The sequence below is a fragment of the Streptomyces sp. genome, from assembly GCF_036566765.1.
Classification (GTDB): Bacteria; Actinomycetota; Actinomycetes; order Streptomycetales; family Streptomycetaceae; genus Streptomyces.
The window spans coordinates 1-10,431 of the sequence record NZ_DATCVQ010000225.1 but is presented as its reverse complement, the minus strand read 5'-3'; the positions used below and the strand labels follow the sequence as shown (position 1 = coordinate 10,431).

Here is a 10,431-nt window from a genome sequence, read left to right as displayed (position 1 = left end):
GTCGACGAGGCCACCGGCGTGCTCGGCTCCCCGGCCGGCGTCACCGCGCCTGCCGGGATGGGCAGCGCCTGGGGCGGGTCGTACGCCGTGCCCGCCATCACGGTGTGCACGCCCCACCACGAGAGCGTGACCGCCGCGCCCGTGGCGAGCGACCACGCCAGGGCGTGTACCAGTCCTCTTCGCATCGCGGCCATCATGCACCACGCCCCCCGGCCCCGTGTCCCCCGTATGGCGTACGGTGCCGCCCATGGCAAGTGTGCTCGTGGTCGAGGACGACCAGTTCGTGCGCTCGGCCCTCATCCGGCATCTGACCGACGCCTCCCACACCGTACGGAGCGTCGGCACCGCCCTGGAGGCGCTGCGCGAGGTCGCCCATTTCCGTTTCGACGTGGTCGTCCTGGACCTCGGACTGCCCGATCTGGACGGGTCCGAGGCGCTGAAGATGCTGCGCGGCATCACCGATGTGCCGGTGATCATCGCGACCGCGCGGGACGACGAGGCGGAGATCGTCCGGCTGCTCAACGACGGCGCGGACGACTACCTGACCAAGCCGTTCTCGGTGGAGCACCTGTCCGCGCGGATGGCCGCCGTGCTGCGCCGCGCGCGCTCCGCCGGCGAGGCCCCGCCGAGCCGGGTCATCACGGTCGGCGGGCTCTCCATCGACCCGCTGCGCCGCCAGGCCGAACTGGACGGCTCCGCGCTCGACCTGACCCGGCGGGAGTTCGACCTGCTGGCGTTCCTGGCCGGGCGGCCCGGGGTGGTCGTGGCCCGCAAGGAGCTGCTCGCCGAGGTGTGGCAGCAGTCCTACGGGGACGACCAGACCATCGACGTACATCTGTCGTGGCTGCGCCGGAAGCTGGGCGAGACGGCCGCCCGCCCCCGCTATCTGCACACCCTGCGGGGCGTCGGCGTGAAGCTGGAGCCGCCGCAGTGAGATGGGCGTTGGTCAAGGTGTCGCTGGCGGTCACCGCCATGGTCGTCATCGCCTTCGCGGTGCCGCTGGCCCTGGTCGTCAAGGAGATGGCCAGCGACCGGGCGTTCTCCAACGCCGAACGGCGGGCCTCCGGGCTCGCGCCCGTGCTCGCCATCACCAACGACCGCGCCGAGCTCGACCGGGCCGTCGCCAGCACCGAGGACGGCGCGGCCGGACGGCTCGCCGTGCACGTCCCGGCGGGCGACGAGCCGGGCGCCCGGCCGGTCGAGATCGGCGCCCGGCGGGCCGCCGAGGAGGACCTGCGGACCACCCGGGAGCTCGGCCGGGCCACCGTCGTGGAGGTGGACGGCGGCTCGGTGCTGCTCCAGCCCACCGCGGTCGGCTCCGGGCGGGTCGCGATCGTCGAGCTGTTCGTGCCGGAGGGGGAGCGGTCCAACGGGGTCGCCACCGCCTGGCTGGTGCTCGCCGGGGTGGGCGTCGCGCTGATCGTCGGATCCGTCGCGGTCGCCGACCGGCTCGGCGTACGGATGGTCCAGCCGGCCCAGCGGCTCGCGGGGGCCGCGCACGACCTGGGCGAGGGACGGCTCGGCGCGCGGGTGCCCGAGGAGGGGCCGCCCGAGCTGAAGTCCGCCGCGATCGCCTTCAACTCGATGGCCGACCAGGTCGTCCAGCTGCTCGCCAACGAGCGGGAGCTGGCCGCGGACCTGTCGCACCGGCTGCGCACCCCGCTGACCGTGCTGCGGCTCAACGCCGCCTCGCTCGGCTCCGGTCCGGCGGCCGAGCAGACCCGGGCCGCCGTCGAGCAGCTGGAGCGCGAGGTCGACACCATCATCCGCACCGCCCGCGAGGCGAAGCCGCAGACCCAGGCGACCGGGCCGGGCGCGGGCTGCGACGCGTCCGAAGTGGTGCGCGCGCGGATGGAGTTCTGGTCCGCGCTCGCCGAGGACGAGGACCGCAAGGTACGGGTCGCCGGCATCGAGCGCCCGGTCCGCATCCCGGTCGCCCGCCCCGAACTCGTCGCCGCGCTCGACGCGCTGCTCGGCAACGTCTTCCGGCACACCCCGGAGGGCACCGCGTTCTCCGTCGACGTCCACAACGGCGACGACGCCGTGATCGTCCTGGTCTCCGACGCCGGCCCCGGCATCGCCGACCCGACCGCCGCCCTGGCCCGCGGCAACAGCGGCCACCGCGCCGGGTCCACCGGCCTCGGCCTGGACATCGTCCGCCGCATGGCCGAGGCCACCGGCGGCGACGTCCGCATCGGCCACTCGGTCCTCGGCGGCACGGAGGTCCGCATCTGGATCGGCCTGGGCGCCCGGGGCGCGGGCGGCACCCGCCGGGGGCGGCGCGCCTCCCGGGGCCGGCGCGGCTGAGGAACGTCGCCCGTCCGTCCGAGAGGCCGAACCTTTCCTCGCTCCCATGCGTGCCTTAAGCGGAGCCTAAGGATCCTCAACCGCGGCCCACTGGTGGGCATTTGTCCGAATCCCTGTCGCTAGCGTGCTCCCGCACCCCACCCCCGTAACGCAGAGGCAGGCACGCGATGGGCACCAGTTCGCATCGGCGCAGGGCGAGCGGCCGGACGAAGGCCGTGGGCGCGGTCGTCGTCGCCGCGGTGATCGGTGGCGCGGCGTTCGCGCTCACCGGTACGGCGCAGGCGTCGGCCGTGGGCGCCGCGTACACCAGGACCAGCTCCTGGACCGGCGGCTACACCGGCCAGTACGTCATCACCAATGAGACTTCCAGCGTCCAGTCGGGGGGCTGGACGCTGGAGTTCGACCTGCCCGCGGGCACATCCGTCGGCTCGCTCTGGAACGGCGAGCACACCGTCTCCGGGCGGCACGTCACCGTGAAGCCCGCGAGCTGGAACAAGGAGCTCGCGCCCGGCCAGTCCGTGACCGTCGGCTTCGTCACCTCCGCGAGCGGCGCCGCGGGCGACCCGACCGGCTGCCTCATCAACAAGGCGTCCTGCTCGGTCGACACCGGCGCGACCCCGCAGCCCAGCGGCCGCCCCACCGAGCAGCCGACCACCGCGCCCACGACCGCCCCGACGGCCACCGCGACCCCCACGGTCCAGCCCAGCCCGACCGCGCCGCCCACCCCGACCGCGACGGCCACACCCACCACGCCTCCGGCCACCGGCGGCGCGGCGAAGTACGCCCCGTACGTCGACACCTCGCTCTACCCGGCGTACGACCTGCTCGCCACCGCCGACGCCACCGGCGTGAAGGAGTTCAACCTCGCCTTCATCACCTCCGGCGGCGCCTGCGCCCCGCTGTGGGGCGGCGTCACCTCGCTGGCCGACGACAAGGTGGCCGCCCAGATCGGCGCCCTGCGCGCCAAGGGCGGCGACGTCCGGGTCTCCTTCGGCGGCGCGGCCGGCCACGAGCTCGCCCTGAACTGCTCGACCTCCTCCGCCCTCGCCGCCGCGTACGGCAAGGTCGTCGACCAGTACAAGCTCACCAAGGTCGACTTCGACATCGAGGGAGCGGCCCTGCCCGACACGGCCGCCAACACCCGCCGTGCCCAGGCCATCGCCCAGCTCCAGAAGTCCCACCCGGGCCTGAACGTCTCCTTCACCCTGCCGGTGATGCCCGAGGGCCTGACCCAGCCCGGTGTCGACCTGCTCGCCGACGCCAAGAAGAACGGGGTCCGCGTCGACGCCGTGAACATCATGGCGATGGACTACGGACCGGCCTACAGCGGCGACATGGGCACGTACGCGATCCAGGCCGCGACCGCGACCCAGGCGCAGATCAAGGGCGTCCTCGGGCTGTCCGACGCGGCCGCCTGGAAGGCCGTCGCGGTCACCCCGATGATCGGCGTCAACGACGTGGCCAGCGAGATCTTCAAGGTCGACGACGCGACCCAGCTGGTCGACTTCGCCAAGTCCAAGGGCATCGGCTGGCTGTCGATGTGGTCCTCGACCCGCGACAAGCAGTGCGCGGCCGGCGCGGTGAACTACGCGGACGCGACCTGCTCGTCGATCCTTCAGCAGCCGCTGGCCTTCACGAAGGCGTTCGCCGCGTACAAGTAGCGGGCAAGCCACCTCGCCCCCCCCACACGCGCGCCTCGGCCGGAGCCACCCCACCCCACACCCGGCCGGGGCGCGCTCAGCCTTTCACCGCGCCCCGCATGATCCCGCCGACGATCTGTCGGCCGAACAGCACGAACGCGATCAGCAGCGGCAGCGTCCCCAGGAACGCCCCCGCCATGATCACCGCCTGATCCGGGATGTAGCCGCGGCCCAGACCGGTGAGCGCCACCTGCACGGTGGGGCTGCCGTTCTGGGTCAGCGCGATGATCGGCCAGAAGAAGTCGTTCCAGGCCATCACGAACGTCAGCATCGCGAGCACCGCCATCGCCGGCCGGGCCACTGGGAACACCACGTGCCACAGCACCCGCCAGGTGCTCGCTCCGTCCACCCGGGCCGCCTCGACCAGCTCCCCGGGCAGCGCCTCCACCAGGTACTGCCGCATGAAGAACACCCCGAAGGCGCTCACCAGCGTCGGCAGGATCACCGCCTGCAGCTGGTCGGTCCACTGGAGCTTCGCGATCAGCATGTACAGCGGTACGACGCTCAGCTGCGGCGGCACCGTCATCGTGCCGATCACCACGATCAGCAGCGCCCCCCGCCCCCGGAACCGCAGTTTGGCGAAGGCGAAGCCGGCCGACGTGGCGAAGAGCACGGTGCCGGCCGCCACCGTACCGGCGACGATCGTGGTGTTCAGCAGCGCCGTGCCCATCGCGGCGTCGGTCCAGGCGATCCGCAGGTTCCGCGACAGGTTCCCGCCGAACCAGAACGGCGGCGGGGTCTGCGCGAGGCGCGTCGTGGTGCGCGAGGCCGCGATCGCCGTCCACACCAGCGGGAACAGCGAGCCCGCCGCGAACAGCGCCAGCACCGCGTACGTCCACACCCCCGCGCGCCGCCTCATGCGGCCGCCCCGTCACCGCGCCGCAGCCACCTGACCAGCGCCCAGTTCACGGCCCCGACCAGCAGCAGGATCAGGAACATCGCCCAGGCGATGGCCGAGGCCCGCCCGAGGTGCAGATTCACCCAGCCCTGCTCGTACAGATAGAGCCCGAGCGTCTGGAACTGGTGGTCCGCCCCGCCGTTCGCGCCCGCGCCGCCGTTGAACAGCAGCGGCTCGCCGAACAGCTGCGTCGCGCCGATCGTCGACACCACGACCGTGAACAGGATCGTCGGCCGCAGCCCGGGCGCCGTGACATGGACGAACTGCCGCCACGGCGAGGCCCCGTCCAGCTCCGCCGACTCGTACAGCTCGTCCGGGATCGCCTGCATCGCCGCGAGATAGATCAGCGCGTTGTAGCCGGTCCACCGCCACACCACGATCGAGGAGACCGCGATCCGCGCCGCCCAGGTCCCGTTCTGCCAGTCCACCGGGCCGAACCCGACAAGCCCCAGCGCCCAGTTGACCATCCCGTGGTCGCGACCGAAGAGCAGCACGAAGATCAGCGTCGCGGCGGCGACGGAGGTCGCGTACGGGGTGAGCGCGGCGACCCGGAAGAACGCCCGGCCGCGCAGCCGCCGGTGCAGCAGATGCGCGAGGCCGAGTGCGATCAGGAGCTGCGGCACGGTCGACAGGATCCCGATGGTGACCGTGTTCCACAGCGCGTTCCAGAAGAAGTCGTCGACGAGCAGCCGCCCGAAGTTCCGCAGCCCCACCCACTCCATGTCGCCCGGCGCGGTCAGCTCGACCCGGTGCAGCGCGGCCCAGCCGGTGTAGAGGAGCGGGAACAGCCCGAAGGCGGCGAAGAGCAGGAAGAACGGGGCGATCAGCGCGTACGGGGACCAGCGCAGGTCCCACCGATACCAGCGGGAGCGCCGCTCGCGGTCACGGCCTTCGAGGGGAGCGGCCGAGTCGGGGGACGGGGCGGGCTCGGCGAGGGCGGTATCGGTGACCACCGGCGGGTCACAGATCCAACGCGTTGTCGATCGCCTTCACGGCCGCGTCCCAGCCCTCCTGGGCGGACCGTCCCTTCTGGTCGACCTGGAGCATGCCGACGTCGGCCAGGTTCTGCGCGATGACCAGGTCCTTCGGGCCGACGATCGTCACCGGGACGCCCTGCGCGGCCCGGGCGAAGATCGCGCCGATCGGCGCCCCGCCGAAGTACGGGTGGGTGGCGCCGGCCACGACGGGCAGCGCGTACGCGGCCGAGGCGCTCGGGAAGCTGCCGCGCTTCTCGAACAGGGTGGCCTGCTGCGCGGGGGCGGTCAGCCAGGCGGCGAGCCGGGCGGCCTCCGCGCGGTGCTTGCCGGCGGACGGGACGACGAGGAAGGAGCCGCCCCAGTTGCTCGGCTTCGGCGCGGCGGCCACGTCCCACTTGCCCTTGCCGGCCGGCCCGGACTTGTCCTGGATGTAGCCGAGCATCCAGGCCGGGCAGGAGACGGTCGCGAACGCGCCGTTGGCGAAGGCCTGGTCCCAGGCGGGGGTGAACTGCTGGAGCCGGGCCGTCAGGCCGCCGGTCGCGAAGGCGGCGGCGAGGTTCCAGGCGTCCTTCACGGCCGGGTTCGTCTTGTAGACCACCTCGCCGCGGCGGTCGTAGAAGCGCTCGGGGCCGCTGCCGGTGATCGCCGCCATCACCCCGGACGCGGAGTCCACGAAGGCGGACCCGTCCGGTGCCCCGTCCTGGTAGCGGGTGCCGGCCTCGAGGTAGGCGCGCCAGTCGTCCGCCCACAGCGCGCCGACCGCCTCCCGGTCGGTGGGCAGCCCGGCCTGCGCGAACAGGTCCTTGCGGTAGCAGATGCCTTGCGGCCCGATGTCGGTGCCGAGCCCGACGGTCTTGCCGTTCCGGGCGGTGCCCTGCGCCCACTTCCAGGGCAGGAAGGCCGCCCGGTCGACGCCGGGCGCGCGGCCGAGGTCCTCCAGCTTGCCGGACTGGGTGGCGGTGATCTCGGCGATGTTGTCGACCTCGACGGCCTGGACGTCGGCGAGCCCGGAGCCGGAGCCGAGGTGGGTCAGCAGCTGCGGGTAGTAGTTCTCGTTGCGCGCGATGGAGGTCTGCTGGATCACGACGTTCGGATGCAGCCGCGTGTACGCGTCGTAGAGCCCGGCCTCCTTGAACCCGAAGGCCCCGAACACCCCCACCCTGAGCGTGACCCGCCCACCCTCGCCCGTCGCCTCGCCGCCCCCGCCCGTATCCTCCGCGCAGCCCCCCAGCAGAGCCGCTCCGAGCGCGGCGACGACGAGGGGAACGAGGCTTCTGCGCATGGCGGTCCTCCGAGTGCACGACGTGCCGAAAGGCACCCGACACGTTAGGGCCCCGCCTCGGCGCGGCCCGGGGGACACGACGACATGACGAAGGGCCGACCCGTTTCCGGACCGGCCCTTCATTCGTAAGGGTGAGTAACGGGACTCGAACCCGCGACATCCTGGACCACAACCAGGTGCTCTACCAGCTGAGCTATACCCACCACGACCGGCGGTTTTCCCGAAGGTTTCCCCGACCGGCCGAGAAGAAGTCTACAGGGTCCGAGAGGGTGCTCGCGCCCGCTTTCTGTTCGGGCGCGAGCCGCAGGTCAGGCCGGGTTCACTCGGTGGGCAGGACGTGCTTGGCGGCGATCTGCTTCGCCGTGTCCGAGTCCGGGCCGGGCTGCGGGACGAAGATCGCCTCGCGGTAGTAGCGCAGCTCGGCGATGGACTCGCGGATGTCGGCCAGCGCCCGGTGGTTGCCGTTCTTCTCCGGACTGTTGAAGTACGCCCTCGGGTACCAGCGGCGGGCCAGCTCCTTGACCGAGGAGACATCGACGATCCGGTAGTGGAGGTAACCCTCCAGGGCGGACATGTCACGGGCGAGGAAGCCGCGGTCGGTGCCGACCGAGTTCCCGCACAGCGGAGCCTTGCGGGGCTCCTTCACGTGCTCGCGCACATAGGCGAGGACCTGGGCCTCGGCGTCGGCGAGGGTGGTCCCCTCCGCCAGCTCGTCGAGGAGCCCGGAGGCGGTGTGCATCGTGCGCACCACGTCGGGCATGGTCTCCAGGGCCGCGTCGGGCGGGCGGATCACGATGTCCACGCCGTCCCCGAGCACGTTCAGTTCCGAGTCGGTGACCAGTGCGGCCACCTCGATGAGTGCGTCGTCCGTCAGCGAGAGCCCGGTCATCTCGCAGTCGATCCACACCATGCGATCGTTCATGCGTCCTACCTTATGGCCGATGGGCGTCCGGGAGACTCCCCGGACGCCCATCGGGCACGGCAGTCCGCTCAGGTCGCGCTGCGCGGCCCCGGGAGGGCCGGCCTACCGGAGGCGTACGCGTCCGACTGCGGCTTGCCCGGTTCGGGGGCGAGCGACGCGGACGGGCGGCGGGCCGCGGCGGACGCCTGGGCCGGGATCACCGGGTCGAGCACCGTCGTCGCCGCGTCGCCCTGCGGGCGGCGGGCCCGGTAGGCGGCCCGGTACGCGGCGGGCGAGGAGCCCAGCTGACGGCGGAAGTGCCCGCGCAGCGCCACCGGCGAGCGGAAGCCGCACCGGCCCGCGACCTCGTCGACCGAGTAGTCCGAGGTCTCCAGGAGCCGCTGCGCCTGGAGCACCCGCTGGGTGATCAGCCACTGCAGCGGCGCGGAGCCGGTCAGCGAGCGGAACCTGCGGTCGAACGTCCGGCGTGACATGTACGCGCGCGCGGCGAGCGTCTCCACGTCGAACTGCTCGTGGAGGTGCTCCAGCGCCCAGGCGACGACCTCGGCCAGCGGGTCGGCGCCGATCTCCTCCGGTAAAGACCTGTCGAGGTAGCGCTCCTGGCCGCCGGTGCGCCGCGGCGGGACGACCAGCCGGCGCGCCAGGGCGCCCGCGGCCTCCGTGCCGTGGTCGGTCCGCACGATGTGCAGACACAGATCGATTCCGGCCGCCGTGCCGGCGGAGGTCAGTACGTCCCCGTCGTCGACGAACAGCTCCCGCGGGTCCACATGGACCGACGGGTAGCGCTTGGCGAGCGTCGGCGCGTACATCCAGTGCGTGGTCGCCGGCCGGCCGTCCAGCAGTCCGGCGGCCGCCAGCACGAACGCGCCGGTGCACAGGCCGACGATCCTGGCCCCCTCCTCGTGCGCCCGGCGGATCGCGTCGAGCGCCTCCGGCGGCGGCGGCGAGGTGATCGACCGCCAGGCCGGCACGACGACGGTGCCCGCCCGGCTGATCGCGTCCAGGCCGTACGGCGCGGTGAGTTCGAGTCCCCCTGTGGTCCGCAGGGGGCCTTCCTCACCGGCGCACACCAGCAGCCGATAGCGCGGCACGCCGGCGTCCTGCCGGTCGATTCCGAACACGGAGAGCGGGATGGAGCTCTCGAAGATGGGGCCGCCGCTGAACAGCAGCACCGCGACGACTTCGCGACGGCGGCGCCCGGAGAGTTTCCGTGCGGCCTCCGGTGCGGCGGAGTCCTGGCTCATGACGCTAAGCCCCCCTCGGTGTTCGCGTCTCCCTGGTCCTGTCGCTCCTGCACGTTTCCCCTCGGTTTTGCACGAGTCCCCAGCCTTCGATACCCATGATCGAATCTACTGCGTCCCGTGGCGCCGGCGTGACAAGTTCTCCATCCGGCACATTGTCGACAAGGCAACTTGGCGCGAAGCATTCGATCACGAAGCGTTCCACTCGCGGGCCGCGCTGGGAAGTGCGCCTTCCGCGCATGGCCCGTCCACGTAGGGTGCACAAGCCTGCCACGAGGCTTTCCGCCCTGGTGGCAGGGGGGTTGCGGGGTGGTTCCGGCAAGGACTCGCCGGTCGGGTGAAGTTGGCTGAAATCCTACGGGTGCATGCGTGCGAATACGTCAGTCTTCGCGGCCGAGCTCCGCGCGGCGCAGCAGCATCCGGCAGACCGCCGCCACCCCGGCGAGCCCGAGCGCCGCGCCGGAGGCCCCGCCGAGCGCGGTCCCGTAGACGACGAGCAGCACCGGCGCCAGGGCGCAGCTGAACACCGCCCACCGGACGGCGTCGCCCGCCGGCTGGGCGGCGGAGGCGGCGGACGCGGGGGCGGCCGGTGGTGCGGGCACGGAGAGGCTCCCTCGGGGGTCGTCGGATCCGGTGACCCCGTGGCAACGAGGAGCGGAACGTTCCGGTCACTGCGGAGGCGTCCGTTCGGCCCCCGTACGGACGGCTGTAGGGCACAAGCGGCATTGCCATATCGGGACGGGCTCGTGCATGCTCCCTGGAACGCCGTCCGGAACGCCGCGCGGATGCCGCGCATGGGACGGTCGGCCCTGGGCAGGAGAGGAGTGTCGCCGTACCCTTGGGGTATGGGCTTGGGAAGATGATTCCCGGACACAGCTCCGCCGCTCCCTGTCGTCCCTCCACCGAGGATCCTCCGAGGATCCAGAGGACCTAATCGCCGAGATACCCATGGCCGGTCACGAATTCCCTGAACCCGCGGACCGCAAGCGGCAGGTCGCCGATCCCACGGCGACCCCCCAGGCGGCGGAAGAAACACGTCAGTCCTGCGATCCCGCCTTCAAGCACGGAGTGGTCGTCGGCTTCGACGGCTCGACCTCCAGCGAG

9 protein-coding genes, 1 tRNA gene and 2 pseudogenes are annotated in these 10,431 nt (G+C 72.5%); 4 read left to right on the top strand and 8 right to left on the bottom strand.

The features are described from left to right. Positions 1–185, bottom strand: a pseudogene (locus tag VIU94_RS13060) (hypothetical protein); the annotation flags it as partial. Positions 186–247: 62 nt separating this feature from the next. On the opposite strand from VIU94_RS13060, the gene VIU94_RS13055 reads away from it, so the two are divergent. The 3 genes from VIU94_RS13055 to VIU94_RS13045 all read left to right on the top strand — a co-directional run bounded on the left by VIU94_RS13055 (position 248) and on the right by VIU94_RS13045 (position 3,968). Next, positions 248–934: a response regulator transcription factor gene (locus VIU94_RS13055; protein ID WP_331910908.1), complete on the top strand. Its 687-nt coding sequence runs from the start codon at positions 248–250 to the stop codon at positions 932–934. After that, a complete protein-coding gene (locus VIU94_RS13050; RefSeq protein ID WP_331910906.1) occupies positions 931–2,307 on the top strand; it encodes a HAMP domain-containing sensor histidine kinase in 1,377 nt (458 codons plus the stop codon). The genes VIU94_RS13055 and VIU94_RS13050 overlap by 4 nt, the downstream gene beginning before the upstream one ends. 167 nt (positions 2,308–2,474) lie before the next feature. Further along, entirely contained in the window at positions 2,475–3,968 is a 1,494-nt protein-coding gene (locus VIU94_RS13045) for a glycoside hydrolase family 18 protein (protein ID WP_331910904.1), read from the top strand. A 76-nt stretch (positions 3,969–4,044) separates the two neighbouring features. Here VIU94_RS13045 and VIU94_RS13040 read toward each other — a convergent pair whose 3' ends face one another. The 7 genes from VIU94_RS13040 to VIU94_RS13010 form a co-directional block, all read right to left on the bottom strand. After that, positions 4,045–4,866 carry a carbohydrate ABC transporter permease gene (locus VIU94_RS13040; RefSeq protein ID WP_331910902.1) on the bottom strand — a complete coding sequence of 274 codons (822 nt, stop codon included), beginning with the start codon at positions 4,864–4,866 and terminating at the stop codon, positions 4,045–4,047. Continuing rightward, positions 4,863–5,858: a carbohydrate ABC transporter permease gene (locus tag VIU94_RS13035; RefSeq protein ID WP_331910900.1), complete on the bottom strand. Its 996-nt coding sequence runs from the start codon at positions 5,856–5,858 to the stop codon at positions 4,863–4,865. The genes VIU94_RS13040 and VIU94_RS13035 overlap by 4 nt, the downstream gene beginning before the upstream one ends. A gap of 7 nt (positions 5,859–5,865) precedes the next feature. Next, positions 5,866–7,164, bottom strand: coding sequence for an ABC transporter substrate-binding protein (locus VIU94_RS13030; protein WP_331910898.1), 1,299 nt, complete (start codon positions 7,162–7,164; stop codon positions 5,866–5,868). Between the two features lie 130 nt (positions 7,165–7,294). Further along, positions 7,295–7,367: transfer RNA gene (locus VIU94_RS13025), tRNA-His, on the bottom strand. 116 nt (positions 7,368–7,483) lie between these two features. Then, positions 7,484–8,086: an oligoribonuclease gene (gene orn / locus VIU94_RS13020; protein WP_331910896.1), complete on the bottom strand. Its 603-nt coding sequence runs from the start codon at positions 8,084–8,086 to the stop codon at positions 7,484–7,486. A gap of 68 nt (positions 8,087–8,154) precedes the next feature. Then, positions 8,155–9,330: a helix-turn-helix domain-containing protein gene (locus VIU94_RS13015; protein WP_331910894.1), complete on the bottom strand. Its 1,176-nt coding sequence runs from the start codon at positions 9,328–9,330 to the stop codon at positions 8,155–8,157. Between the two features lie 377 nt (positions 9,331–9,707). Further along, on the bottom strand, positions 9,708–9,929 hold the full coding sequence (locus VIU94_RS13010) for a hypothetical protein (RefSeq protein WP_331910892.1): 222 nt from the start codon (positions 9,927–9,929) through the stop codon (positions 9,708–9,710). A gap of 286 nt (positions 9,930–10,215) precedes the next feature. On the opposite strand from VIU94_RS13010, the pseudogene VIU94_RS13005 reads away from it, so the two are divergent. Next, positions 10,216–10,431 (top strand): annotated as a pseudogene (locus tag VIU94_RS13005) (universal stress protein); the annotation flags it as partial.